This window comes from Pseudoalteromonas sp. SG45-1 (assembly GCF_014164135.1).
GTDB lineage: Bacteria > Pseudomonadota > Gammaproteobacteria > Enterobacterales > Alteromonadaceae > Pseudoalteromonas > Pseudoalteromonas distincta.
Genome location: NZ_JACJEP010000001.1, coordinates 465,675 through 491,934, shown reverse-complemented (window position 1 = coordinate 491,934; position 26,260 = coordinate 465,675). Strand labels below are relative to the sequence as shown.

Genomic DNA, 26,260 nt, shown 5'->3' with positions numbered 1-26,260 from the left:
CAAGGGGATTCGAACCCCTGTTACCGCCGTGAAAGGGCGGTGTCCTAGGCCTCTAGACGATGGGGACACATAAATGTGTCACTAGGACAACTGAATTTTTAGACTCGTTTCAGGCGAGCTTTCTTTATAACACTTCACTTCCCTATTAAAAAATAAGTAAGTGGCGTCCCCAAGGGGATTCGAACCCCTGTTACCGCCGTGAAAGGGCGGTGTCCTAGGCCTCTAGACGATGGGGACACATAAATGTGTCACTAGGACAGTTGATAAGTTTAACTCAAATCATGAGCTTTAAGGTAATTGCGTTTAATACAAGTAAAGACTCGAGCTTTAATTGTGACGCTATTTTCTCGGTAAAACCGCCTTTAACTAATAAAAGTTAAGTGGCGTCCCCAAGGGGATTCGAACCCCTGTTACCGCCGTGAAAGGGCGGTGTCCTAGGCCTCTAGACGATGGGGACACAGAAAACTGCTACCCTAGGACAAAACACTAATTTTTGGTGGAGCCATGCGGGATCGAACCGCAGACCTCTTCACTGCCAGCGAAGCGCTCTCCCAGCTGAGCTATGGCCCCAACTTAATCAATACCCACCGTGATAAACACATCGTGTATCGCTTAGTGCGGGGCGCATTCTATGCACCACCCAAAATAAAGTCAACAGTTTTTTACCTAGCTTTATTTAAATGGTTTAATTTTCAACAAACTGGCTATCAAGCGTGCTAAAAAATACAATTTGAATAAGATTCAAGCCCTACTGCTTATAATAACATCACTATATTGCAGCGAATACTCAATAGCCCCCACTCCCCCATTTAATGAAACAAAATTGCATCAAAGCAAAGGTATACATTTATATGCAAATTAAACTTATCTATAAACTACCAATTAAGGCCCCGCCAATCGCCTTAATCTTTTAAAAGTTACAATTGCTTATAATAACCAAAACTTAAATGTGGGTTTGAGAGTACCCGCAGCCTTTACTTGCTTAATAACCAGCGTAACTCGTACTAAAAAATTCGATTATTGTTTGAAGAGCATTTTTAAAAGAGCACTGTTGCTTCGTAATTCTATGTATAAAACTTCAAGGCGCGTTGATCTTTGGTGGGTGAAGCGGAAGCTTTGCTCGGCTTTTACTTGGCCCACTAGGTTACAAACCTCGCGCCACGATTTAATCGTCCCTAGATTGAACAAATTTGAATCCACAAAGGTCAACACGCCCTAGTTATATGTGATCTATTTAGTCTTAACCCGAAGCTAGTAGCGAGGAATACGTATTTACGAGATGGCTAGGTTGGCTTATAAAAATAAAGTAAGTACAAAAATAGAGTTTAGAATGCTGAAATAGCATTTATTTTGGGAAGTTTAGATTAAATTCATTTTTAAAGGACCACTCTATTCACTAAATAACTCGCCCTAATATTAATCGATCTTGCTCATAATCATAAAAACGACTCCAGTAAAAAAACAATGAGTATCGTAAAACTAAATTTAAGGTTAATAAAATACAATTCCCTACTCACTTTTAGGTGCTTAATTGAACTGCAATATCAAATTTGATGATAAAATAGACTTCAACCATATCCTATTGTTTATAAAACCTTCATTCAGCACATTTTTATCATTCAAGTGTTGACACATTTCCAACTCTATCTATAATAGCGCCCCACAACAACGCAGCAATGCAATGTTGTTTAGATGTGGGTGATTAGCTCAGTTGGGAGAGCATCGCCCTTACAAGGCGAGGGTCACTGGTTCAAGTCCAGTATCACCCACCACTTTTTAGTTAAAGTGTTCACATCTAAATTCTATATGGGTCATAAGCTCAGTTAGAAAATAGAGAGCATTACCGCTACTAACAAGTAACGGCAAAGTTCACTGGTTAAAGTCCAGTACTATTTATTTAATAGTAGCGTTTTAAATTATATGTGGGTGATTAGCTCAGTTGGGAGAGCATCGCCCTTACAAGGCGAGGGTCACTGGTTCAAGTCCAGTATCACCCACCACATATAAAACCTATTACTATATTAATAGTCGTGTTTTAAAATTGTAATATGGGTCGTTAGCTCAGTTGGGAGAGCATCGCCCTTACAAGGCGAGGGTCACTGGTTCAAGTCCAGTACGACCCACCATTTTTTAAATGGTGCATATTACAAAAAATCTAAATGGGTCGTTAGCTCAGTTAGAAAAAGAGAGCATAACCGCTATTTACAAGTAACGGCGAGGTTCACTGGTTAAAGTCCAGTACTATTTATTTTAATAGTAGCGTTTTAATTTATATGTGGGTGATTAGCTCAGTTGGGAGAGCATCGCCCTTACAAGGCGAGGGTCACTGGTTCAAGTCCAGTATCACCCACCACATATAAACCTATTATTATATCAATAGTCGCGTTTTAAAATTTAATATGGGTCGTTAGCTCAGTTGGGAGAGCATCGCCCTTACAAGGCGAGGGTCACTGGTTCAAGTCCAGTACGACCCACCATTCCTAGAATGGTGCATATTAAAATGTAATTTGGGTGATTAGCTCAGTTGGGAGAGCATCGCCCTTACAAGGCGAGGGTCACTGGTTCAAGTCCAGTATCACCCACCAAATTACATCAAGCGGTTAATTGATAATAAAGAATTAAATAACAGGCATACCTATTATATGTGGGTGATTAGCTCAGTTGGGAGAGCATCGCCCTTACAAGGCGAGGGTCACTGGTTCAAGTCCAGTATCACCCACCACATATAAATACCATCAGATAACTTCTCTAGTAATAACTCTTTCTTTTCATATTAAATACATTTAAGAACTTTATAAAAACTCAATATAAAAATCGTATGTAATTAACTTAGTCGTAAGAAAAAGAGCATCACCACCCTTTACAAATAATGGCGAGGGTCACTGGTATCAAGCCAAGTAATCACCCACCACATATAAATACCATTAAACAATTTCTCTAGTAATAACTTTTTCCCATATTAAATACGTTTAACTCCTATTTTTACCTTAAATATATTTCATATTTTTATTAAAATCTAAATTTCCATATCAAAGCACTCATCAAATATAGCGTTTCCATTTTACTTATTTGGTTTTTAATTATGTTATTCGGCTCAGTACTTTCGTAGTTAGATAAACGTATTAGGCAAAGTTAAGTACCTAATAAATACAGCTATCATTTAAATTCCCTTGTAAGGAGTTAAACTGTTGATTATAGTCTGTGTTAAATACAATTACGCTTAAGCCAATGCCAACTAAGATCTATTCAAAAGCCAAAATACTTATAGTAGAGGAGCAGCCACTTGCTCAAAGCTATATGAAACAATCGTTAGAAAGGCTTGGCTTTCGGCAGTTGCGCTTTGCTGATCATGCAAACTCTGCAAAAGAGCAGTGTTTAAGTGAAGAATTTGATCTAATAGTTTGCTCATTCAACTTAAACAAACACCAAGATGGCTACCAGCTTTATGAAGAGCTACGTGTAAAGCAGCTCATAAAAAGTTCGACTGGCTTTATTTTTATCTCAGCAGAAACAAGTGGCTCACTCGTTCATAGTGTTCTTGAGCTGCAGCCAGATGACTTTTTAGTTAAGCCTTTTACAGTACAAGAGCTTAAAACACGCATTGAACGAATCTTAAAGCGTAAACACGACTTACAAACAGTGTATTCATTAATTGATGATGGTAACGATTCAAAAGCTATTAAATTTATTGATACCGCTCTGGATAAAAAAAATAATAATTACAGTCCTATCCTACTTCGCTTAAAAGGCGATGCCCTACTTCGCTTAAAGCGTGCTCAAGATGCAAAAGACTTTTTTAAGTCTGTTCTCGATATTCAAAAATTTGCTTGGGCAAAAGTAGGTTTAGTAGAGGCACTTATAGCGAATAACGAACATATTTTGGCGCAGCGAATGCTCAAGACAATGTTAGAGCGCCAAGAAACTCGTTTAGTAGCCCTTGATTTGTTGGGCAGATTAGAAATAAAGCTAAATCAGTTTGAACTAGCACAAAGCTTTTTAAGTCAAGCAGCAGACATTGCACCGCGAAACATCACACGCCAAAAATCGTTAAGTAATGTGTCGCTAATTAATCACGACTACGAAAAAAGCTATTTAACTCAAAAAGATATAGCCACCTTTGCAAAGCACTCAATACACGACCACCCCGATGTATATTTAAATGCAGCACGTGCCGGTATCGACTTTGCGTTAACGACTGATCAAACTGATCAAATTCAACGAATTTCTAGACAAACAAATCAGTACATTAATGATTTAAAAAAACAGTTTCCTAATAATGCAAATCAAGCTCAAATTGATGTACTTAATGCACGACTTCATTACTTAAAAGACGAGCATCAAAAAGCGAAAAAGCTAATTGAGCAGCTTGATGACGACGATACTCATATCCGATCGGTTGATGGAGCACTTGATAAAGCAAAAGCATTTCATGAACTGGGGTTTCATCAGAAGGCGCAAACCTTATTCACACAAATAATTAGCCACTGTGAAAGACACCCTGCAGTTAGCGACACAACTTACTTGCGTTATATTCAGCAGCAACAAAGTGAGCGACGCGATATTAAAATGGGTCCAAAAGAGCTTAATAACCATGCCGTTAATCAATTTAATAAAGGGCAGTTAAATACTGCGCTGGAAGCTTTTACGCAAGCATTTAGAGTAATGCCTCGCAATCAGAGTATTGCACTTAATTTATTACAGTGCCTATTTGATTCAACCAAGCAATCTGGCAGCTCATTTAATATGGATCTTGCTAGAAGATGCTACGCCCTTCTTGATAAAACTAAATTACAAGCAGATCAGACGCAGCGTTTAGATAAGATTTTACATATAGCAAAAGAAATGAATTTAGATATTCAAAGCGCTAGTAAATAAAATATTAGATCTTTTTCATTGCTGCGGCATTAACGCAATAACGTAAACCTGTTGGTAATGGGCCATCTGGAAAAATATGGCCTAAGTGCGAATCGCACACATTACAAACCACCTCTATGCGCTCCATACCATGACTTGTATCGTTTACATAACCAATCGCTTCAATTGTCGCAGGTTGCGTAAATGACGGCCAACCAGTGCCACTATCAAACTTTTCATCGGCATCAAACAATAGGTTATCACAGCAAATACACACATACTTGCCAGGTTCGAGTAATGTACAACTACCCGAGCTATCTGGGCGCTCTGTTCCTTTCTTACGTGTTACGTAATATTCATCTTCTGATAGTTGCATCCGCCACTGCTCGTCAGTTTTGACTACTTTTTTACTTGGGGTAGGATTGCCGTTGGTGGCAAAGTTAATAACATCATTCCACTTCAACATAATAGCCTCATTGAATAGTTGATTAACCGTACTTAATAAATTTATAAGAAGTACGGTCAATTATTACGTTATTTAATACACTAAAGATCAGCTAAAGAGTGTTGATCGTTTAAAACTAAAACTCGTTCAATTTTAAAGGTAATCTCCTCAGCTAAAGGTAATATTTTGTTTTTCTGAGTCGGTAAGTATTCGTTTAATAAAACTATCTAGCTCTGCTTTTTTTACAGGTAAACTAACACTCATTTGGCGCTCGTTATTACTGTAAATAATTAGCTCATCATCCTTTGTTGTTATGCGTTCAATACTCTCAATAACTAACCAATTTGGACCATGCTTTTTATCAAAAAATCCCATCAAACTAAAAAGTAGTAAATGTTGGGCATCTCGCTGAATAAAATCCTCTAGCCTATTTCTTGATTTAAATAAGGGCGTTAGCCTATAAACGCTTGAGCAAAAAACAAATACCCACAACCCAAATAGCGCTTTAAACCACATAGACTCTAAAAGCTCAGTGCTAATCATTAAAATAACAAGCACTAAGCCTATTAACGCTATAGCTATCGCTATTTTTTTATTTACAGCGTCCACAACTAATCCCTTTTAAGTCGCTTTTTTTCTTCTGATGCTTTTTCTGTCGGCTCAGGCCAATCATTAAAAAAAACGGTTAAATAACGGCTTTTCACCAAATACCACAATACCCATAAAACAATCATCATTTGTACTGCTAAAAATGATGAAAATCGATAATGGCTATGCGCGGCTTGAATACTTAACCATGTTAAATCAACAACAGCACATACAATAAGGGGCCAGCGCATATGCCGCCATATTTTTGCTAACTTATCGCTCGCACTGTGTGAATCTCGTGGTCTGCGTAAACAAAATAAAATAGTCGGTATTATTGCAATACTTCCAATTGCTATTGCGATAAAAAAATCATTTTTATTTTTAAAAAATAACGACATTAAATCCAGTTCAGGCCTGCGGCTTAAAGCCGCAATCACCCAAATAAAATAGCCACGTAAAAGCACCAGCAAACTTAAATGAAATGCTATAGGTGTACGGTAACTTCCGTACTTATCCCAGTATTCTGGCCCATATCGGCTCATTGTCGCTTTCCTAGCCATTATGCTTTTTAAGCAGCTCAATTAATTCATCTTCCGTGAGTATGTCGATACCTAAATCTTGCGCTTTAGTTAGTTTTGAACCTGCTTTTTCACCTGCGACTAACGCATCAGTTTTCGCTGATACGCTACCAGATACTTTAGCACCTAATTGCTGCAAGCGAGCTTTAGCATCATTGCGGTTAAGTGTATTAAGCGTGCCGGTAAGTACATATGTAAGTCCTGCGAGTGGTTGCTCTTCCTCAGAAGGCGCACTCAACGCTGGCCAGTTTACGCCTTGCTCTATAAGCGCATTAACAACTGCTAAATTATGCTCTTCATCAAAAAAGCCACGAACATGCGTTGCAACTATTTCGCCTACATCACTTACCTGCGTTAAACTATCAATGCTGGCATTTATTATATTTTCAAGGGTAAGGAAGTGATTAGCTAAATTTTGTGCTGTTGCCTCACCTGCTTCGCGAATACCTAATGAATATAAAAACTTAGCAAGCGTAGTGCCTTTCGCCTCTTCAAGGGCTGTTACTAAATTTTTGGCTGACTTAGGTCCCATTCGTTCAAGTGACTCAAAATGTCCTTGTTTTAAAACAAACAAATCAGCGGGTGTTTTTATAAGCTCTCTGTCTACCAGCTGATCAACAATTTTATCGCCAAGGCCGTCTATATCCAGCGCTTTGCGTGACGCAAAGTGTTTAATTGCTTGTTTGCGTTGTGCAGGACATACAAGCCCACCCGTACAACGAGCGACAGCTTCGCCTTCAACCTTTTCAACATGAGAGTCACAAATAGGACAAGTTACTGGAAATTCGATATCTCTGGCATCATCAGGGCGGCGCTCAAGTACAACTTGCGTTATTTGTGGGATTACATCTCCAGCACGGCGAATAATAACTGTATCACCTACTTTTACGCCTAAACGTGCAACTTCATGACTGTTATGAAGCGTTGCATTTGATACGGTAACGCCACCCACAAAAACAGGCTTCAAACGTGCAACCGGTGTAATGGCGCCAGTACGACCGACTTGAAAATCAACATCAAGTAGTTGGGTTATTTCCTCTTGCGCCGGAAATTTATACGCAATAGCCCAGCGGGGAGCTCGTGCCACAAAGCCTAAACGCTCTTGTAAGGCCTTTTGGTTTATTTTTATTACTACGCCATCAATTTCATATTTAAGCTCGCCACGGCGCGTTAAAATATCGCTGTAGTACTCAAGCGCGGCTTTAGGACCTTCAACTAATTTTGTTTCTGGGCACAGTGGCAACCCCCAGTCAGTTAACTTTTCTAATTGCTGATAGTGATCCTCAGGAATACTGCCATCAGCTACAAGCCCGGTACTATAGGCATAAAACATGAGTGGGCGTTTAGCTGTAATTTTAGAATCGAGTTGACGCAAACTCCCCGCGGCTGCATTACGCGGGTTAACAAATACTTTTTCACCGCGTTTTTGCGCTTCAGTATTTAATTTATCAAAGCCAGCGCTGTCCATAAATACTTCGCCGCGCACTTCAAGCTCTTTTGGGTAATCACCACGTAACTTAAGCGGTACATTACGAATGGTTTTAACATTTTGAGTAATGTTTTCACCGGTAAAACCATCACCTCGCGTAGCCGCTTGTACAAGCACACCATCACGATAAATAATTGATACGGCTAATCCATCAAGTTTTGGCTCACAACAAAAAGTAAGCTCATCAGTACTCATTAAGCGCTCTTTTATACGACGATTAAACGCAGTGAATTCTTCTTCACTAAACGCGTTATCAAGCGATAACATGGGTACTTGGTGCGCTACTTGCTCAAATTTACTCAGTGCGGCACCGCCTACTTTTTGTGTCGGAGAGTCGGCGGTTAAAAATTCAGGGTGCTGCATCTCTAGTGCGCTTAATTCGCGTAATAACCTATCGTATTCAGAATCAGGAATACTGGGGGTGTCGAGCACATAATAGTTATAGTTGTGTTGCTCTAATGTAGTACGAAGATGATTAATTTGCTCACTAATGCTGCTAGACATTTAAACCTCAATAAACATAAAAAAAGCCACTTTGACGATTCACCGTCCAGTGGCTTATAAAAATATAATGTATGCGTTATTTACGCTGAAAAAGAACGAACCTGTTCAACATATTGCCTGATGCGCTCTACTGTCATTTCATTTCGCTCAGCATCTAAAATTTGTGCACCAAATTCATCCGCTAACTTTTTAGCTGCGCTGTGCAACATATTAAATGCCGCTAGACCATCGCCGTCGCACGGTAACGTCATAAATAAGCTTACTCCAGCGGTACTAAATTGTTCCATATTATCAATATCAAACGTACCTGGGTTGTACATATTTACTAATCTAAATAAAACAGGGCCTTGGCCAGCAGGATCTAAGTGGCGATTAAAAAAGCCTTCCTCAGAATATTTAAAACCTAAAGTATTAACTGCTGGCAATAATTTACTACCCTGCATGCTAAGCTCTTCTGGCATTTGAATATGCACAATAACAAAGTCAGACATTTGAGCAGGCGCTTCTTCAGCACTTTGATCTTTTGTTTCAAGATCATCAACTATTTCTAAGTCATCTTCAATCGGTGTTTCTGGCACGCTTGTATCAATTTGCGGCTCATTTGCATCAAAGTTAAGCTCGCCAAATTGTGGCTCATCACGTTCGTCTTGCATTGGCTCTTTTGGCTCAGCCTCAGTACGAAACGGTTTAGATGAAGCTGGTGTGCTTTGTTGTAATGGCTCAACCCGTTCATTATCCGATACTTCTGGGCGGTCTTTTTTTCTAACTGACCACAATCCATGTATTAATAAACCACCAATGACAATTACACTGATAACGATTAAAACCCATCTTAATTGTTCGGCCATCCCCTCACCTTTTATTATTTGATATGCCTAAAACCTGTATATTAATGAAAAACTAATACACTTGTTATAAAAATTTATGCGTGTGCAAGTTGCACAGCTTGCTCTATATCTACAGCAACCATACGCGATACGCCAGGTTCTGCCATAGTAACACCTGTTAATCTACCTGCCATTTCCATCGCAATTTTATTATGACTAATATAAATAAACTGCACTGATTGTGACATTTCTTCAACCAAACGGCAAAAACGCAAAACGTTGGCATCATCTAGTGGTGCATCTACTTCGTCCAGCATACAGAAAGGAGCTGGATTGAGCCTGAATATAGAAAACACTAATGATAATGCGGTCAGCGCTTTTTCTCCACCACTTAACAAATGAATTGTTGAATTTTTCTTACCCGGTGGTCGTGCCATTATACTAACACCACTTTCGAGTAAATCGTCACTGGTTAATTCTAAATACGCACTACCACCACCAAAAACTTTAGGAAATAGCTCAGCAAAGTCTTCGTTAACTTGATCGAACGTCGCTTTAAAGCGTGTTTTGGTCTCACTATCAATTTTACGAATTGCACCTTCAAGGGTGCTTAACGCTTTTGTTAAATCATCTAATTGATTATCAAGATAATCACTACGTGCTTTGGCTAAATCAAACTCTTCTATTGCCGCCAAGTTTACTGCACCTAATTTATCTAACTGATTAGTAAATCCTGTTAACTGATTTTGTGCTGCACTTAAATTTAATGAATCTGGTAATTCATCAAGTATTGCTTTTAAGCTTTGTTTTAATTCTTCTAATGGCTCAAGCGCAACTTGCGCTTTTATTACTAAACTTTGTTCTTCAATTGTTAGCTTTTGGTGCTGCTCTTGCAAGCCCACCAGCTCACCTTGTGAATTTTTAAGGCTTATTTGCTTAGTGTTTAAGCTCTCTTTCGCCTGAGCTAATTCTTTTTGTAGCAATACTAATGCCTGCTCACCTTTTTGATGCTGTGCTAAGAGCTGCGTAATTTTATCGCTAAGTTCTTGCTCTGGTATTAGCAGCTCTTCTATTTCACTAAGTAGTTCTTGCGCACCTTCTGATGCACTAACGTGCTCTTGCTCTGCATGGCTCAATTTGGTTTGGCTTAACTGCCATTCACTGCGTGCCTTTTGCTCTGAGAGCGTTGCCTTATGTGCTTGTGTTTTATATTGCTCAAGCATGCTTAATGCTTCGCTATAACTTTTATTACTTTGTGAGCGCAAGCTATTTGCAGCGTCTATTTCATCCGCTAAGTTAAGTTGCTGCTCATTTAACACTTCAAATTGCGCTACTTGCTCATCAAGCACGGTATTTAATTGTAAAAGCGCAGTGGTGAATTGCTGTTTTTGTTGCTGTAGCTTTTCTAGTTGTAACTTAAATTGTGCTACTTGCTGTTTGAGCATATCGCTGCGCGTACTGGCTACCGCTATATTTTGCGCAAGCTCATGTATGGCTTCTTTTAGCTCGCTTTGCTCGTTAACTAACTTTATTTGCTCAGCTGTATGTACGTCACGCGTGTGTGTTACTTGTTGTAACTCGTCCTCGGTATTATTTAATTGCTGCGCTTTATCTTGCAATTGCTTATGCTTTAACAGTAATGAGTTTTCTGCATTACATTCGGCACTTACATGCCAGTTACGACCATATAAAGCACCGTTTTTATCCATAATGGCTGTATAAAAACTATCTTTTAGTATTTCTAAATCACCGCTTTCACTATAAGCAATACGTGCTAAATGCTCTGGATAAACACCGCTTGTTATATATGTAGCTAAGCTATTTGTTGGCATGCTTTTATCACTATTTGGCCACACACTGTTATCAGCTTGCTGCTCACTTACATTTAAATGCTCTAAAGATTTAAGTGCTTGCTCTATTAGAAGCTCAAAGCCTTCTTTAACACCTAGCTGATTAAACAAACCATTAGTACGTTCACTTTTCTCATCAAGCCCTAATGTACTTTTAAGCCCCGTTATACTGGCTTTTAACTCGTTTATTGTTTGAGTGAGCGTCGAATATTGTTTTTGTGAGTTATTAACAAGCTCATTTTGCACTTCAAGCTTAGCAGTGCACTTCGTATGTGCTGTTTGTTTAGCGGCAAGTTCTTGAGTTAAGGTTTGTGTTTGCTGTGTTTGCTGTATTAACTGCTGCTCTACATCACTACTTTGTAGCTCACTAAGCTGAACAGTTAACTGATCAATTTGCTCGTTAACGTGGCTTATTTGCTGCTGAGTTTGTTTAATGTGACTACTATGTAGTTGCACGTTATTATTAAGCTGTTGCTGTTGCTCACACAAAGCTTGCCAATGAGTATGGTGGCGCTGCTTAAGTGCTAATAATTCCTCAAGTTCATGCGTTAACCCACTAACTTGCTCTTCACATATTAAGGCGTTTTCATTTGCCTCTTGCAGGGCTTCATTAAGTTGCTCGCACACAATTTGCTGCTGCGATTTTACCTCAGCACTTTGAATTTGGCGTTGCTGTAATTTAATTAAACTTTGTTTAAGCGTTTGGGTTTGCTGCTTTACATTGATTTGTTGTTGCTCAGCGCGAGTAAGCTCGGTGTGTATTACATGTTGCTGATGCTGTGCATCGCTTAGTTTATCTTGCTGGGCTTGTACTTGCCCCTCTAGGCTTGCAAGTACATCGTCATGCCCTGAGTTAGCGGTTTTAAAAAACAAAATTTGATCATTAAGTTTTTTAATTTGGGCACTTTTTTCAAGTTGCTGCTGATGTAACTTTTGCCATTTTAAAACGGCAATTTGGCCTTTTAGCGTACGTTCTTGTACTTTTAATTCGCGGTATTTTTTTGCATCAACCGACTGCACAGCCAATTTATCGAGCTGACTTTGCAACTCTTTACGCACATCTAACAAACGTTCAAGATTTTCGCGAGTGCTCTTTATACGAGTTTGTGTTTCACGGCGGCGCTCTTTGTATTTAGAAACGCCAGCGGCTTCTTCTAAAAATACGCGCAGCTCTTGTGGTTTACTTTCTATTAAGCGCGAGATCATCCCTTGCTCAATAATTGCGTAACTACGTGGACCAAGACCGGTGCCTAAAAATATATCGGTAATATCACGCTTACGGCATTTACTGCCATTTAAAAAATACAGTGACTGTCCGTCGCGCGTTACTAAACGCTTAATAGCAATTTGGTTTCGATCGGCAAATGTGTTTGAAGGACTTCCTTTATCGTTATCAAAAACAAGTTCTACAGAGGCTTGTGATATGGCTTTTCGATTAGTTGAGCCATTAAAAATAACGTCGGTCATGGCGTCGCCACGCAGGTTTTTAGCAGAGCTTTCACCTAGCACCCATCGTACTGCATCAATAACGTTAGATTTGCCACAGCCATTGGGGCCAACAACACACGTCATTTGATCAGGAAATGGAATTTTAGTGGGCTCTACAAAGGATTTAAAGCCCGCTAATTTAATAGTGCTTAAGCGCATCTTATTGTTATTACCGATTATTATTGTTATTGATTACAAACAATTTAACTCATTAACAGTTAAATTGTTAAGCTTGTCGTTTAAAATTATCTAAAATAATACCGGTCGCCATTGCAACATTAAGCGATTCTGCACCACCAAAAGCGGGGATGGTGATTTTATTAGTTACTAATTTTGCACATGTCTCGCGTATTCCATGCGACTCACTGCCCATTAGTAAAACGCCTGAGCCCGTAAATTGGGTTTTATGCACGCTTTGCCCATCTAAAAAAGCACCGTAAACAGGTAAATTTAAAGACTGTAGGTAATCAGGTAAATCTATTTGGCTTACCGATACCCTTACAAATGAGCCCATCGTGGCGCTAATTGTTTTTGGGTTGTAAGCGTCTGCGCTGTCGGTGCTAGTTACTATTTGTTTAATACCGTACCAGTCTGCCACTCTTATTATTGTGCCTAAATTACCAGGGTCTGATACGCCATCAAGTGCGAGTATTAAGCCACTTGCTTGTGGTAAAGCTGCCTTTGGCATATCAACAATAGCAATGGCTGCATTATTGCTAACTAGCGTGCTGGCTTTGGTGAGGACTTCTTCATCAGCTTCAATAAAATTAGCGTGCTGATACTTACCTTGGTACGCATTTATAAATTCGTTTGTAGCAAAAATATTAACCACATTTAATGGGCTGTTTAATAACTCAAGTACGTTTTTCTCACCCTGTACAAGGTATTGATTATATTGCTTTCGGTACTTTTTTTGGCCAAGTTGGCGAATAAGTTTGAGTTGGTTTTTTGAAATCATAACAGCCCCATAAAATTATCCAGCAAGTATAACAGATTTCGCTATAACATCTGAACTCGAAAAGCAGCGAATGGGGCTAATTTATCTTACTCGCACTTCTTTCAAAGGTCAGATTAATGCGAATAAACATGCCTTTTATTGCTTCTAATTGATTTGAATCGTCAACCGTCTGAGCCAATTCTCCATAAAGATTATCTGACGCTTGCTTAAACTTATTATTAAATTTGCCCTTGGTTGCCAACATAAATGCATCGGCTAATGTACGCTGCCACTCATTTAAATACTTTAGCTTTGTATTACCAGCCAAATTTTCACAAATTGAGTTTAATCGAACCGACGCATGCCCTAAATTTAGAGCGGTTAGTGCAAGATCAGTAATTACGCGTGAGTGTGAACCTTGATCGTAATTAGTTAGGCGAATTAACCTATCGGCCATGCGGCGGTTATACCAAATACTTGGGGTTGGATGGTTATTTATTTCGAGTAAATCTTTATAAGTGGCCTTAAAAACACGATGAACAAGTAATTGCACACTCGGGCCTGTGAATAACTGAAAAATCCAAAATAAAATACTCACCCCCGCAAAAATTGCCATGGCAGAGCTAAGTGTGTAATCGATTGAAAACGCAAGGCTCATATCGGTACTGGGTCTTACCAAAATCGTAAATGGGATACAAAACCCCAAGCCATATGGCAATGTTTGTTGATCAGCTAGCAGCAGTAAACCCAGAAAATAAGGTCCTGCTAATACAAGTAGCAATATTTCTAATTGCCCACCACTTTGTGATAATAAATTGAGTGCGTAAAAAATAGTTACAATAGCAGCAACCACCACGCCTACCAATAAACGCTTTATTACCACCTGTAAAATAGCTAACGGTATTCTCGCCAACATTATCGAAAATATGACCGGTAAAATCATAATTAATAATGCAGCAGAAGAGCCTGTATTAATCCAAATAAATGCGCCGATAGAAAATACCAAAGCAGTTCTAAATCCAACAATAATGCCAGCTAATGGGTCGCGATATGTAAGCATACTGGGTGCATTTAATAATGTTTTATCACGCTCTTCTAACGCTCTGTATGCGCGTAGTAAAATTGTTAAGTCGGCTGCTACTTCTAAGCTCACATTGAGCATGTGAGATTCAAATGGCGAATCACACACCGTATTTGCTCTATAGTCGGTTAGCTCTTTACGCAGCGTTTTAACTTGTTCGGCGCAGTAATCAAAATCGTCAGACTCTTTAATTTGCGCAAATACGTGCTTAAGTTTACTTATTAATTTATCTAAAGTAGGTGTAATAAGGTCTTCGTGGTTTCGCTGTAGACGGCCAATTATTTGAATTAAGGCCAATAAAGAAAGTACTTTTTGCGACAACTGATTTGCAGCACGCGAGCGTCCTGGACCTTTTGGTCCTTCGTACCTTACTGCGCTGGAATCTTCGTTTATTGATCCCAATGTTGCCATAATGCCATCTATTTGCTGATGACGGTTTTCGTGCGAGCCCTTAGAATCAAGCTCAATAACTAAATAATGTAACGTTTGATTTATAACCGACCGCGCTTGTGTTTGCAGTAAATGTTTAACCTTTACAGGCCAAAATAGATGACTCACAAGCCCAGCACATACAGAACCTATTATTATTTCGCTTACTCGCGCTTGTGCAATATCAAATATACTTTGGCTGCTCACCATTGCCGGAGTAACCATGACTAAAAGTACAATAATAGCGGCTGTTACACCTGCCATAGCAAACGCATAAACAAAGTTTGCTTGGCGTACCATTGCCGATAACGCAGAGTTTACCCCCAACCATAATGCCAGTGCACCGAGCGCTAAATAAGGGTAAAGAATTAGCTGAGTTAAAAGCAATATGCCAAATAAACCACCCACTATGGTGCCTATTATTTGGCAAATTGCTTTTTCAATAACTAATCCGCTTTGCGGGCGTAATTGCAAAAATATAGCCGAGACTAGCGCCCAATAAGGCCTTTCAAGATTAAGCGACATAGCAATAGTCAGCGCCATCACCATGGCTATAACACCCTTAGTCGCAAAAATAATTGCCTGTTTTTTAGGAAAAAACAAATTTTGGAATACTACGCCCACTGTATTCCCCTTAGCGCGTAGCGAGATGTATAGTGGCGGTCATTCCTGCGCTAAGCTGTGTATTTTCGGGCAATGAATCTAACTTAATATCAACAGGAATACGTTGCGATAAACGTACCCAATTAAATGTTTGTTGCACTTGCGGTAAAAGTTGTCCGTTACTTTGTGTATTCGTATTTGCAATGGCTTTACCTACACTCACTACATGCCCTGTTAATTGCTTACCACCACTTAAAAGGGCTATTTTAGCTTTTTGATCAGGATAAATAAGCGGTATTTTACTCTCTTCAAAGTAACCCGTTACATAAAATGAATCTGACTGAACAATAGCAAAGACAGGCGTGCCTTGAGCTACATAGTTGCCTTGGCGTAAATTCAAATTAATTATTTGCCCTGATGCAGGCGCAACAATTTTAGTTCTATCAACATTTAACTGCGCAATTGTTTGCTCTGTCTTGGCTAGGTTATAATTTGCCTCAGCAATTTTAGTATTGATACGTGTTGATTCTAAAGTTTCTTCACTTATTGCCTGTTGAGTGTTTAGCTCAACACGTCTTTCGTATTTATGTTTAGCAAGTTCCCATGTATACAATGCGTTTTCTGTGTTTGCTTTACTTTTATCAAGCGCTGCTTGATAACGCTTTTTATCAACATTAAAAAGTACTTCGCCTTTTTGTACGTTTTGACCATCTTTAATATTTAAAGCAGTTACCCAACCCGACACGTCTGGAGCAACCGTGACAATATCGGCTCGAATACGCCCATCACGCGTCCAAGGAGTATGCATGTAGTCAGTCCATACCCAACGCCCAGCAAAAACCGCAGCTATAACAACCAAGATAGTAAAAGTAATACGCAGATATTTAATCATTCAATTTATCTTCCACTTAGTAATACCAACCCGCAATAATACTTGAGTAATTTGAGGGCTTAAACCTGACGCTAACTGTGTTAAAAATTTCTGATATAGAACAACTAAATAACGAAATTTTTGCCTTGTTATCGACACGGTTTTCTTGCCTCAAAATAGCTCAATTAATTAAACAGATTGGTATAAATAGACGGCGAGTGCCAAGTAACAAACAAATAATGACACTTCAAACCAAGCCACTTTCCAAATACGGTCATGCCAATCTAGTCGATGCAAAACAAAACGAGTCAACGCCGTTAAAATAAATGCTATTGGGAAGTAAACAATCAGCGGGCTAAACTCTAATCCCCCTAACACGACTGCTTGGAACATAATAAATATCCTAATGTTATTTAAAGCGGTGATAAAAGCTGTAAAACCTAAATAAATTTACATCCGCACTACTCTTACAATCTATTATTTTGGCATATAAATCAATTAGCTTAATTGTACGCAGGTGTGCTTAATACATAATTAATGCCATTACATTTAAGCAGCACTAAGTATGTATAGTAGCTAAATCGCATATTAATAAGCTAAAGACCCCAGTTACCAGCCAAATAAATAAACCAGCGAGGTTTATTTATAAAAAAGTATTAGAGTATTTAACTCAATATTTAAAACGCCTATTTATAGCTGTTTGCAGAAGGGTTGGATAATTATAAACATTGAATTTTGCACTAAAAATGGGTAAATTAACAAAAAAACAACATGGATATAATTTAATGGAATCAATACACCCTACCCCATCTAAAACAACCCCACCAATAAATGAACCTGCTGAACCAATTTTTAGCGGAAAAGTGCAATTTAGTGGTAAAGGTGGTGAGTTTTTTGGAATTTGGATTGTAAATATATTACTTAGCGTTATTACGCTTGGCATATATTCGGCGTGGGCTAAAGTACGTACGCATCGCTATTTTTACGGCCACACCCGTATAGATGGCCATAGTTTTGACTACCTAGCAACACCAATACAAATTTTAAAAGGTCGGATTTTAGCGGTTGTTGTATTTTTTATTTACACATTCTCAATTAGCTTTATGCCTATTTTAGGCCTATTTATTGCTCTTGGTTTTATCTTTTTAATGCCATGGATTATTAACCAAGGCTTACGTTTTAATCTGCGTATGACCCGCCATCGTAATGTTCGCTTTGCTTTTAAAGGCAGTTATGGCGAAGCCTTTGTTAACTTTATACTTTTACCTATTGCAAGCATATTTACGCTTTATTTATTAATGCCTTACGTTATAAAACGTATTGATAGTTATATCCATAGCAATATTAGTTATGGCGATAAACCACTTACTGTAAATCTTAAAGGCGAAACCTATTACCTAACAGCGCTTATTTGCTTTGTAGTGAGCTCTATCACCATGGTGGTATTTATGGGGATTTTAGGATTATTTGGCCTCAACTTAGTAGATATTGAAAACCAACAAAATTTAGAAAACTCTGCAGCGATGGTTATGCTTCCTATCTTTATGATGATTGCCTATGTGCTAATGATTGCCATTGTTTCTGCTGTATGGCACGCCGCTATTAGAAATCACATTTTTGATAACAGCCATTTTGAAGGCGTTGCTACATTTAAATCAGAGCTAAAACCAATTCCTTTCGCTGTTTTACTATTAACTAATATGTTGGCTATTGTATTTTCTTTAGGGCTTGCATACCCATGGACAAAAGTACGTACATCAAAAATGCTCGCTGATGTAACTAACGTCACTATTTATCCTGGTGCATTAAACCTAATCGATACCGCGCAAGAACAGCAATCATCATTTGCTGAAGAAGCTGCAAACGTATTTGATATTGACCTTTCTCTAACTTAAGAGCTCACCATGCATGTAAAGGGACATTTTTTCCCCATCGCATCGAGTAACTATCAAGTGTGTGTTGCCACTATTAGCGACACACACATTGAGGTTATCAACGATGAACACGTTATCGCTTGCCACGTAATCTCAAGTCTAACATTAAGTTCAGGGATGGCAGGACTTGCCGACGAATTAAACTTTGAAGATGGCAGTCGTTTTATCCCTCAAGATGTAAGTTACAGATGGCCATTTAAAGAAAATAACCATCACATAATGGAGCGCCTTGAAAAAAGTAAATGGGTAATTTTAGCCGCAGTCATATTTACACCACTTTTTATGTGGTTAGTACTTTATAAAGCGGTACCGGCCATTGCTGTTTATAGTGTTGATACCCTGCCACGTAATGTTGTGGAACAGATGGGGGAGCAAAGTTTTACACTAATTAAAAAGATTGCGCTTGACCCAAGTGAGCTGCCCGCAGAGCAGCAAACTAAAGTACAAGCACATTTTACAAGTATGCTTAATGCGTTATCGCTTGATCAATCGGTTTATAGGTTATCGTTTTATAAATCAGACAGCTTTGGTGCTAACGCGTTTGCACTACCCCATGGCCGTATCGTGGTAACCGATGATTTAGCAAATTTACTTGCCGATAAACCCAATGCACTAAAAGCGGTATTGCTACACGAAATGGGCCATGTAGTCCACCAGCATAGCGTACGTATTACAGCACAATCTGCCGCAAGTACGATTGTACTAGCAGTTGTATTTGGTGATTTAGAGGGAGTTGCAGAGGTTGCATTAGGTACGGGTGCATCGTTTGCTCAGCAAGGGTTTTCACGAGATATGGAACGCGAGGCAGATAGCTTTGCACTCACTCAATTAGAGTCACTTGGGTATTCGAGTAATGATTTTGCTGATGCAATAGAAGCGCTGCAAGAAAGCCATACCAGCGAAAACGAGCACCTCGAAAAAGTAAATAACTTATTAGAGTACTTATCTAGCCACCCAAGTGCACAAGAGCGTATTGACAATGCTAGGAAATAATCGCGGTTATATTCAACTTGCTCGCTACATAGTGAGTTTAAGTTGGATATACTAATTCAATTAACTATGGGGGCTATTTTAACGTTAAATAAATCATTTAGTAACTAGGCAAAAAACTTTGTGTTTAGTGGTTCTAAATAAAAGTTTTTTAACGACGTTAGTAATTGATTTAGATCGTTAAATTGTTCAAATAGTTATTTGGGTTAGTATCATTCACGGCTTTTTCCCAAAGCTTTATCACGTAGCACCACTTGAAAAATTAATGACTGGCAGTGCTGGTTTTTCAGCCGAAGTGTCTGATTTAATTACACGTTCGGCGGGTGTTGGCGAAATTATATTTGGCTTGTGTTTATTTGTGTTTTATAAACATAAGCATTTGGTAGCTTTAAATATATTGGCGCTTATGGGGCTTTTACTTGCTGTAGTTGTAATGCAGCCACAATTGCTTATTGAAGCATTTAACCCTGTAACTACTAACCTGCCGCTTATTGGGCTAAGCGTTATTTGGTTAAAAGAAATTGAGCAGTTGAATAATCGATACCTCTAAATAAAAAAGGGTAAGCAAATGCATACCCTTTTTTGTAGTACAAAATTTATAAAATTAGTACTTATTTTTATGCGTCCACAAATGCAGTAATTCGCTCGCAATGGTTGCTGCAGCAATTGCGGTAAGCTCACTTTGGTCGTACGAAGGTGATACTTCTACCACATCCATACCCACCATGTTTATGCCTTTTAGCGCACGCAGTACTTTAAGTACTTTATCTGACGTTAAACCACCACACACAGGAGTGCCTGTACCAGGCGCAAACGCAGGGTCTAAACAATCTATATCAAACGTTAAGTAAACAGGTAGGTCACCTACTCGCTCAAGTATTTGCGCTGCAATATCATTAGCATGTAAATCGTTGGCTTGCATTGCATCAATCACAGCAAACTCATGTTTACTTTGATCAAAGTCGGTACGGATACCTATTTGTATACTGTGCTCAACATCAATCAGCCCTTCCATTGGTGCATGATAAAACATAGTGCCGTGATCAAAACGCGAGCCATTGCTATAGGTATCGGTGTGCGCATCAAAATGCACTAACGCCATTTTGCCATGTATTTTTGCATGAGCACGTAATAGCGGGAGCGTTACAAAGTGATCGCCCCCTAAACCTAATAGTGTTTTACCTTGGCGAAGTATTTGATCAGCAGCCATTTCTAGTTGCGCAGTAAAATACTCAGGATCGCCAACAGGGTAAGTAAAGTCCCCTGCGTCTGCCACTTTTAAGCGCTCAAACAGCGGGAAAGTCCACGGGTATTTAGTGTCTTCCCATGCTAAATGAACCGATGCACGACGAATTGCATCAGGGCCTAAGCGCGCACCAGGGCGGCCCGAGGTCGCTAAATCAAATGGTAAGCCTAAAACCACTACGTCTGCATCAATTGCATTAATGTTTTGCACCATAGGACGGCGTAAAAACGTCATCCCATTTGAGTACAATGAGTGATCTGCGTGACCAAACAAAGTTGACATTGCTTATAACTCTTCTAAATAAGTGTAGCCATCAAGGCCGCTTTGCAACTCGTCTAAAACGCTTTGCTGTTCGTGTTTTTCAATTTTAGTGCTTACTAACTGCTCGTATGATTGCTGAAAACTTTCAACATCTAAATGTACATAGCGCATCATATCGGCAACAGTGTCACCTTGGTTTATCTCGGTAATACTTGCAACGCCTTGCTCATCCATATTAACAATTGCGCTGTGCGTATCACCAAACAAGTTATGCATATCACCTAAAATTTCTTGATAAGCACCCACTAAGAAAAAGCCCATTAAATAAGGTTTATCAGCACTAAACTCTGGCACTGGTAGTGTGCTTTCAATACCTTGTCCATCTACGTAATGCTCAAGTGCGCCATCTGAATCACAGGTTATATCAAGTAATACAGCACGTTTTTTTGGTGCTTCAGTTAAGCCACTTAATGGCAATACCGGAAACACTTGATCAATGCCCCATGCATCTGGAAGGGATTGAAATAACGAGAAGTTTACAAAAAACTTATCGGCTAAACGTACGTTTAACTCGTCAATAATCGGACGATGAAAACGGTTTTTATTATCCATGTGCTTGTTGAGTTCATAACAAATACGAATATTAATTTGCTCAGCCCATGCACGTTGCGATAAATCAAGTAACCCGAGTGCAAATTGGTTATGCGCTTCAGCTAAATCACCTTGGCTGTCGTGATAAATCTCAATTAATGCACGGTCATCCGTTAAATCAGTTAACTGTACAAACGATGCCCACATGTTTTTTAATAACAGGGGTGCATCTGCCGCTGGCGCTACTAACTCTTCTGGCGTGTAACTTTCAGTACCAATAACATTAGAAATAAGTACAGCATGATGCGCCGTAAGCGCACGACCCGACTCAGAAATAATAGTCGGCATTGGTTGCTCATATTGCTTACATGTATCACCAATGGTGTACACAATGTTATTCGCATATTCAGCTAAACTATAATTCATAGAGTTATGCGACTGACTACGCGTGCCGTCGTAATCAACAGCTAAACCACCGCCTACATCAAGACAATCAATTTCTGCGCCTAATTTACGTAGCTCACAGTAAAAACGCGCAGCTTCGCTTACACCTAAACGTACGTCACGAATGTTCGCCATTTGTGACCCTAAGTGAAAATGCACAAGCTGCAATAAATCAAGCTGGTTTGCGCCTTTTAAACGATTAACTACATGTAAAACTTGCGATGCAGATAAACCAAATTTTGATTTTTCTCCGCCACTCGCTTGCCACTTACCTTTACCTTGCGACGCTAAACGTACGCGAATACCAATGCGTGGTTTTACGTTAAGCTCTTTTGCTTGGCTAAGGACCATGTCTAGCTCAGAAAGCTTTTCAAGTACGATATACACTTTATGACCTAGCTTTTCGCCAATAAGTGCTAAACGTACGTATTCTTTATCTTTGTAGCCATTACATACAATAACAGCGCTGGTTTTTTCAGCCAGTGCTAGTACCGTTAGTAATTCAGGCTTGCTGCCGGCTTCTAAACCAAGTTGTTTTTTTTCTACTTGTGCTTGGCTTGCTACTATTTCTTCAACCACTTCACGTTGTTGGTTTACTTTTATTGGGTAAACTAATAGGTAGTCTTTAGGGTAACCATAGTTTTCAATCGCAGTATTAAATGCGCCGCATAAGCTGTGTACACGATGGTGTAAAATTTGCGGAAAACGAACTAAAGCAGGTAAGCTTAAACCTTTATCTTGTAGTTGCTTTGCGATATCAGTTAATGCAATGGTTTGCTCTGGGGCATGAGCCTTGGGCGCAACATACACATCACCTTGATCATTAATACCAAAAAAACCTTGGCTCCAATGACGAACATTGTAGCTCGTACGAGCTTGTTCTAGTGATGTTGTCTCTTTCATTTATCTTTCTCTTTTATTTAATTAATGCCGACTCGGCTAGTGCCGCGCATTAAAAGAAAAATAGAGATTCAAGTCCAACAAGTATTTTTACTCGTAACGAGTGATTTTTGATGTTAAAAAAATAACCAAACAACTATTGCCCGCTAGCATATATAAAACAGGACTTTGATGATTTTTAAAGATAAGAAAAGTTATAAAAAATGGCTGTTTTTAAATGTCTCATTATAAATTTTATTAGCAAAAATGAGTTAGCTCATTCAATAAAGTTCATCTTGAGTTACTTTGTTTATAAAATTTACTTTTGATGGATTAGAGCAAGGCGTTCTCAACACCTCAATTACTCACAGTTGAGGCTGCGTGTTGTGCCCAAGTAATACCCATGTATTCTACAAAGTGAATAAAAACTGCACGTCAAAAATGCTTAGCCTACATCCACCAGCACCAATAACCGCTCACAACTACTTATGAGTACTGTATAACTGACTCTTTATTTAATTATTATTGGCTTTTTATCTATCGCTGTCATATTTTCAACCGTAGCTAAACCATACCCACCAAATAGTAGAGGTGTAGTGTTTAAGTTCAACTTATAAGTGCATTGCATTGTAGATAATTTATGTGGGCTAACTTCCCAGAGTTTTTTATAGTCATTTGCACTTACATAAAATGCCGTATCATTATCAGCTAAAGTAACTACTTTATTTCTTAAAATAACAGTTTCAAAAAAGTGTCTAAAACATGTATTTTTATCAATAAAAACAAATACAATTTCACCTTCAATACATTTTTGCTGCTGGGATTTTGGTAGTCTATAAATTAAAAATGCAAAAAATAGGAGGCTAGCTGCTATAAATATAAAAATAATCACAAGGTATAATATATTCAATCTTTTATTCCATTAAAATATGAGTGCTGGTTTGGTATTACAATTTGCGATGTTTTAATAAGGGTAAGGTAGCCATTCCTGCCAATTAAAACTTTCGCTATACATTTCATCAACTATATCCATATACTCAGATTTTGTAGCTAGGAGGTACGCTTGCCTCTCTTTTGGGCTCATATAGGCAAGCCAATAAGGGAGATAACCTGGGTAGTCTACCCCAAACATATCTTCAAAAAATCGGCTTTCAGGAAGCTCAAGGATGATTTCATTATGAGTAAGCTTTGGCATGCATTTGAATTAAATAGACTTTGGGGCGAACATAATTATTGCCATACCTAGCAGTGCTACTAAACCACCGATAATATCCCACATAGTAAGCTTTACGCCATCTACAACCCATAACCATAATAGCGCAACGCAAATATATACGCCGCCATAAGCTGCATATACACGTCCGGCAGCAGTAGGGTGTAAAGAGAGCAACCATGCAAATAGTGCCAAACTTAAAGCCGCAGGAATTAAAAGTAAAATGCTTTTATCTTGTTTTAGCCAAAGGTAGGGCAAATAGCACCCCACTATTTCAGCTAAGGCTGTAATAATAAAAAGTGCGATTGTTTTTAATTCAAACATAATGCTCCGCGCAAAAATAACAAGCATAACAATCAATACAAATTGTTATGCTTAGTATTCGTTATGAATCTGCGTTTTTATTCGCTAAGCGCCATAGTGGCAAGTTTCATTGTGCTTTCAAACGACTTAGTGCCCGCTATAAATAAACCATTATGGCAAAACACTGCATCATCAATACCGGTTTCATCTACAAACGCTTGATCAGATAAACCAGACCATGCTTTAGGAAGCGGTTTTCTATCTTCAAACGAGCCAGGCTCAACGGGTACTGTTTGTAATATCCATTGCCCAGAATGTGATGGGTAAACCATGTATAGCGCCTCACTTGATAAAATATGCACTGTTTTTTTCCACGGTGTGTACTTTTCAAGCACGATTACTCTGGCATCGTCTGCATTTTCAATTGCTTTGGCGACAATCTCTTTTGCATTAACACTACCGTGAGCTGAGGCGATAAAACGAATGAGCATACGTGCTGCAAATTCAACGGCTTCATCAAAGCAGGTATCAAAGTTACTTTCTTCTTCCCATGTAGGGTTGAACATTGAAATTGTTTGGCTCAAGCTTATCCCTTTCGATACACCTTCAACATGACCACAATCAATGGCGTCAATAGTTGAAACTAAGCCTGAATCCACTCTATCAGCAACGGCCTGGTTATCATCACACAGTGCTAAGCCGTATTTTTTCCACACTAAACCAAATGATGAAAAAGGAATGCCATTTTCTCGCTCGCCTGCACCACCACGTTGATGATGATCAAAGCGATTAGTTTCAGGGTCGTATTCCCCACCTACATCTATTACGTAGTCGGCACTTTCTATAAGCGCTTTATCGCGTGTGCGTACCAATTTAAACGTTGGCAAAACATGTTTAAGTACCGCAATACTAAAAACGTCATCTGCATGAAAATTACCATTGTGGGTTACTACTGTTATTTCGCTCATTTGTTTATTGCTACTTTTAGAAAAGATAAAAATTCTCGCTTTGTAAGTTAGTCACTAATTATCGAGGCAGATTTTATACGAAGACAGGTGTTAAAAACAGTGAAGTATTTTTGCATCACTATAAAAGCTGCTTTTATAGTTACTAGTTTGAGTATGACTTTTATTACAAGATAATAATGAAGGCAGATATTTACGACACATTAAGCTTTAACATGTCGCAGCGTTAATGAACTTATTTACTAAGCCCTAATTCCATAAAAACACTTTGTGGATTATCTACATATGAGCCAAAACTGCTACAGCGTTTAAAGCCTAAATTTTCATATAAATTGATTGATTTTATTTGTTTTGGGCCTGTTTCTAAGCGTATTAACGGGATTTGTTTTTCGCCAGCTTGATGCAATAAAATCTGCATAATACGTCTTGATAGCCCTTTACCACGATGACTTGGTTTTACATATAAACGTCTTATTTCGCCGTAAGGCTGGGTATCAAATTTCTCTACAATCGCACCGCAGGCAATAATACCTTCTTCAGTTTTTAAACCAATAGCGTACACATTAGGTAAGGTTAATTCGTTTAACTCCAGAGACTGTGCGGTAGCAACAGGATATAAAGAGTTTATAAGCCGGTCTATATCATCAAATACATTTACCACGTCGGGATCATTCGGGTTCAAATCGACTAACTGCATAAAGCTTCCATTCATTGTTATAAGTTTATTAAGCTTTAAATAATATATTTAAGCGGTCATAGCTTAGCATTGTTTAATTAAAAAATCTTTACTCCTTATTTAGCATATGGCTTAGGACATTTCTCCAGCTAAAAGAGCAAAAGTGGCCTAGCAAGTGTGTAAATTTTGCTAAACTATTACTAATTAATAAATA

The 26,260-nt window shown here is 38.7% G+C and carries 21 protein-coding genes and 10 tRNA genes; 11 read left to right on the top strand and 20 right to left on the bottom strand.

Annotated features, from left to right (window positions below; translation table 11 throughout):
- Positions 1-161: 161 nt before the first annotated feature.
- The 3 genes from H5117_RS02275 to H5117_RS02265 all read right to left on the bottom strand — a co-directional run bounded on the left by H5117_RS02275 (position 162) and on the right by H5117_RS02265 (position 570).
- Positions 162-237, bottom strand: a tRNA-Glu gene (locus tag H5117_RS02275).
- A gap of 144 nt (positions 238-381) precedes the next feature.
- Positions 382-457: transfer RNA gene (locus H5117_RS02270), tRNA-Glu, on the bottom strand.
- A gap of 37 nt (positions 458-494) precedes the next feature.
- Positions 495-570, bottom strand: a tRNA-Ala gene (locus H5117_RS02265).
- 1,126 nt (positions 571-1,696) lie between these two features.
- On the opposite strand from H5117_RS02265, the gene H5117_RS02260 reads away from it, so the two are divergent.
- The 8 genes from H5117_RS02260 (at position 1,697) to H5117_RS02225 (ending at position 4,875) form a co-directional block, all read left to right on the top strand.
- Positions 1,697-1,772, top strand: a tRNA-Val gene (locus tag H5117_RS02260).
- Between the two features lie 152 nt (positions 1,773-1,924).
- Positions 1,925-2,000, top strand: a tRNA-Val gene (locus tag H5117_RS02255).
- A 50-nt stretch (positions 2,001-2,050) separates the two neighbouring features.
- Positions 2,051-2,126 (top strand) — tRNA-Val (locus H5117_RS02250).
- A gap of 151 nt (positions 2,127-2,277) precedes the next feature.
- Positions 2,278-2,353: transfer RNA gene (locus H5117_RS02245), tRNA-Val, on the top strand.
- Positions 2,354-2,401: 48 nt separating this feature from the next.
- Positions 2,402-2,477 (top strand) — tRNA-Val (locus H5117_RS02240).
- Positions 2,478-2,509: 32 nt separating this feature from the next.
- Positions 2,510-2,585: transfer RNA gene (locus H5117_RS02235), tRNA-Val, on the top strand.
- 61 nt (positions 2,586-2,646) lie between these two features.
- Positions 2,647-2,722 (top strand) — tRNA-Val (locus H5117_RS02230).
- A gap of 506 nt (positions 2,723-3,228) precedes the next feature.
- Positions 3,229-4,875 (top strand): tetratricopeptide repeat-containing response regulator, encoded by a 1,647-nt coding sequence (locus H5117_RS02225; protein WP_033020645.1) that lies wholly within the window; start codon positions 3,229-3,231, stop codon positions 4,873-4,875.
- 4 nt (positions 4,876-4,879) lie between these two features.
- On the opposite strand, the gene msrB is transcribed toward H5117_RS02225, so the two are convergent.
- From msrB to H5117_RS02175, 10 genes are all read right to left on the bottom strand, one after another.
- Positions 4,880-5,320 carry a peptide-methionine (R)-S-oxide reductase MsrB gene (gene msrB, locus H5117_RS02220; RefSeq protein WP_024605441.1) on the bottom strand — a complete coding sequence of 147 codons (441 nt, stop codon included), beginning with the start codon at positions 5,318-5,320 and terminating at the stop codon, positions 4,880-4,882.
- Between the two features lie 147 nt (positions 5,321-5,467).
- Entirely contained in the window at positions 5,468-5,908 is a 441-nt protein-coding gene (locus H5117_RS02215) for a hypothetical protein (RefSeq protein ID WP_182736047.1), read from the bottom strand.
- 2 nt (positions 5,909-5,910) lie between these two features.
- Complete coding sequence (locus tag H5117_RS02210) at positions 5,911-6,429, bottom strand: DUF2919 domain-containing protein (protein WP_024605439.1); 519 nt, start codon at positions 6,427-6,429, stop codon at positions 5,911-5,913.
- A 10-nt stretch (positions 6,430-6,439) separates the two neighbouring features.
- The gene (gene ligA / locus H5117_RS02205) at positions 6,440-8,458 is read right to left on the bottom strand and encodes an NAD-dependent DNA ligase LigA (RefSeq protein WP_182736046.1); all 2,019 of its coding nucleotides are present in this window, start codon (positions 8,456-8,458) and stop codon (positions 6,440-6,442) included.
- An 80-nt stretch (positions 8,459-8,538) separates the two neighbouring features.
- Positions 8,539-9,306, bottom strand: coding sequence for a cell division protein ZipA (zipA, locus tag H5117_RS02200; RefSeq protein ID WP_149594589.1), 768 nt, complete (start codon positions 9,304-9,306; stop codon positions 8,539-8,541).
- Positions 9,307-9,380: 74 nt separating this feature from the next.
- Positions 9,381-12,782 carry a chromosome segregation SMC family protein gene (locus H5117_RS02195; protein ID WP_182736045.1) on the bottom strand — a complete coding sequence of 1,134 codons (3,402 nt, stop codon included), beginning with the start codon at positions 12,780-12,782 and terminating at the stop codon, positions 9,381-9,383.
- 67 nt (positions 12,783-12,849) lie between these two features.
- Entirely contained in the window at positions 12,850-13,581 is a 732-nt protein-coding gene (locus H5117_RS02190) for an RNA methyltransferase (RefSeq protein ID WP_024605436.1), read from the bottom strand.
- Between the two features lie 76 nt (positions 13,582-13,657).
- Positions 13,658-15,694, bottom strand: coding sequence for an FUSC family protein (locus H5117_RS02185; RefSeq protein ID WP_182692630.1), 2,037 nt, complete (start codon positions 15,692-15,694; stop codon positions 13,658-13,660).
- Positions 15,695-15,704: 10 nt separating this feature from the next.
- A complete protein-coding gene (locus tag H5117_RS02180) occupies positions 15,705-16,565 on the bottom strand; it encodes an HlyD family secretion protein (RefSeq protein ID WP_138489375.1) in 861 nt (286 codons plus the stop codon).
- Positions 16,566-16,733: 168 nt separating this feature from the next.
- A complete protein-coding gene (locus H5117_RS02175; protein ID WP_002958577.1) occupies positions 16,734-16,937 on the bottom strand; it encodes a DUF1656 domain-containing protein in 204 nt (67 codons plus the stop codon).
- Between the two features lie 392 nt (positions 16,938-17,329).
- On the opposite strand from H5117_RS02175, the gene H5117_RS02170 reads away from it, so the two are divergent.
- The 3 genes from H5117_RS02170 to H5117_RS02160 all read left to right on the top strand — a co-directional run bounded on the left by H5117_RS02170 (position 17,330) and on the right by H5117_RS02160 (position 20,018).
- Positions 17,330-18,439 (top strand): YjgN family protein, encoded by a 1,110-nt coding sequence (locus tag H5117_RS02170; protein ID WP_182715640.1) that lies wholly within the window; start codon positions 17,330-17,332, stop codon positions 18,437-18,439.
- A 9-nt stretch (positions 18,440-18,448) separates the two neighbouring features.
- Entirely contained in the window at positions 18,449-19,471 is a 1,023-nt protein-coding gene (locus H5117_RS02165) for a M48 family metallopeptidase (RefSeq protein WP_182736044.1), read from the top strand.
- Positions 19,472-19,652: 181 nt separating this feature from the next.
- On the top strand, positions 19,653-20,018 hold the full coding sequence (locus H5117_RS02160) for a DoxX-like family protein (protein ID WP_029752867.1): 366 nt from the start codon (positions 19,653-19,655) through the stop codon (positions 20,016-20,018).
- Between the two features lie 54 nt (positions 20,019-20,072).
- On the opposite strand, the gene speB is transcribed toward H5117_RS02160, so the two are convergent.
- The 7 genes from speB to H5117_RS02125 form a co-directional block, all read right to left on the bottom strand.
- Positions 20,073-20,996, bottom strand: a complete 924-nt coding sequence (speB, locus tag H5117_RS02155; protein WP_024597470.1) for an agmatinase — start codon at positions 20,994-20,996, stop codon at positions 20,073-20,075.
- 3 nt (positions 20,997-20,999) lie between these two features.
- On the bottom strand, positions 21,000-22,913 hold the full coding sequence (gene speA, locus H5117_RS02150; protein ID WP_002958572.1) for a biosynthetic arginine decarboxylase: 1,914 nt from the start codon (positions 22,911-22,913) through the stop codon (positions 21,000-21,002).
- Positions 22,914-23,400: 487 nt separating this feature from the next.
- A complete protein-coding gene (locus H5117_RS02145) occupies positions 23,401-23,799 on the bottom strand; it encodes a hypothetical protein (RefSeq protein WP_182736043.1) in 399 nt (132 codons plus the stop codon).
- A gap of 54 nt (positions 23,800-23,853) precedes the next feature.
- Positions 23,854-24,084, bottom strand: coding sequence for a hypothetical protein (locus H5117_RS02140; RefSeq protein ID WP_182736042.1), 231 nt, complete (start codon positions 24,082-24,084; stop codon positions 23,854-23,856).
- Positions 24,085-24,093: 9 nt separating this feature from the next.
- The gene (locus H5117_RS02135; protein WP_096794091.1) at positions 24,094-24,426 is read right to left on the bottom strand and encodes a YnfA family protein; all 333 of its coding nucleotides are present in this window, start codon (positions 24,424-24,426) and stop codon (positions 24,094-24,096) included.
- A gap of 77 nt (positions 24,427-24,503) precedes the next feature.
- Positions 24,504-25,373: an MYG1 family protein gene (locus H5117_RS02130; RefSeq protein ID WP_039489375.1), complete on the bottom strand. Its 870-nt coding sequence runs from the start codon at positions 25,371-25,373 to the stop codon at positions 24,504-24,506.
- Between the two features lie 232 nt (positions 25,374-25,605).
- Entirely contained in the window at positions 25,606-26,067 is a 462-nt protein-coding gene (locus H5117_RS02125; protein WP_002958569.1) for a GNAT family N-acetyltransferase, read from the bottom strand.
- Between the last annotated feature and the right edge of the window lie 193 nt (positions 26,068-26,260).

Bases quoted from the DNA above. Each gene is read 5' to 3' on its own strand.
- H5117_RS02225 (WP_033020645.1), top strand. From the start codon at position 3,229: ATGCCAACTAAGATCTATTCAAAAGCCAAAATACTTATAGTAGAGGAG.
- msrB (WP_024605441.1), bottom strand. From the start codon at position 5,320: ATGTTGAAGTGGAATGATGTTATTAACTTTGCCACCAACGGCAATCCT.
- H5117_RS02210 (WP_024605439.1), bottom strand. From the start codon at position 6,429: ATGAGCCGATATGGGCCAGAATACTGGGATAAGTACGGAAGTTACCGT.
- ligA (WP_182736046.1), bottom strand. From the start codon at position 8,458: ATGTCTAGCAGCATTAGTGAGCAAATTAATCATCTTCGTACTACATTA.
- zipA (WP_149594589.1), bottom strand. From the start codon at position 9,306: ATGGCCGAACAATTAAGATGGGTTTTAATCGTTATCAGTGTAATTGTC.
- H5117_RS02195 (WP_182736045.1), bottom strand. From the start codon at position 12,782: ATGCGCTTAAGCACTATTAAATTAGCGGGCTTTAAATCCTTTGTAGAG.
- H5117_RS02190 (WP_024605436.1), bottom strand. From the start codon at position 13,581: ATGATTTCAAAAAACCAACTCAAACTTATTCGCCAACTTGGCCAAAAA.
- H5117_RS02180 (WP_138489375.1), bottom strand. From the start codon at position 16,565: ATGATTAAATATCTGCGTATTACTTTTACTATCTTGGTTGTTATAGCT.
- H5117_RS02175 (WP_002958577.1), bottom strand. From the start codon at position 16,937: ATGTTCCAAGCAGTCGTGTTAGGGGGATTAGAGTTTAGCCCGCTGATT.
- H5117_RS02170 (WP_182715640.1), top strand. From the start codon at position 17,330: ATGGAATCAATACACCCTACCCCATCTAAAACAACCCCACCAATAAAT.
- H5117_RS02165 (WP_182736044.1), top strand. From the start codon at position 18,449: ATGCATGTAAAGGGACATTTTTTCCCCATCGCATCGAGTAACTATCAA.
- speB (WP_024597470.1), bottom strand. From the start codon at position 20,996: ATGTCAACTTTGTTTGGTCACGCAGATCACTCATTGTACTCAAATGGG.
- speA (WP_002958572.1), bottom strand. From the start codon at position 22,913: ATGAAAGAGACAACATCACTAGAACAAGCTCGTACGAGCTACAATGTT.
- H5117_RS02140 (WP_182736042.1), bottom strand. From the start codon at position 24,084: ATGCCAAAGCTTACTCATAATGAAATCATCCTTGAGCTTCCTGAAAGC.
- H5117_RS02135 (WP_096794091.1), bottom strand. From the start codon at position 24,426: ATGTTTGAATTAAAAACAATCGCACTTTTTATTATTACAGCCTTAGCT.
- H5117_RS02130 (WP_039489375.1), bottom strand. From the start codon at position 25,373: ATGAGCGAAATAACAGTAGTAACCCACAATGGTAATTTTCATGCAGAT.
- H5117_RS02125 (WP_002958569.1), bottom strand. From the start codon at position 26,067: ATGCAGTTAGTCGATTTGAACCCGAATGATCCCGACGTGGTAAATGTA.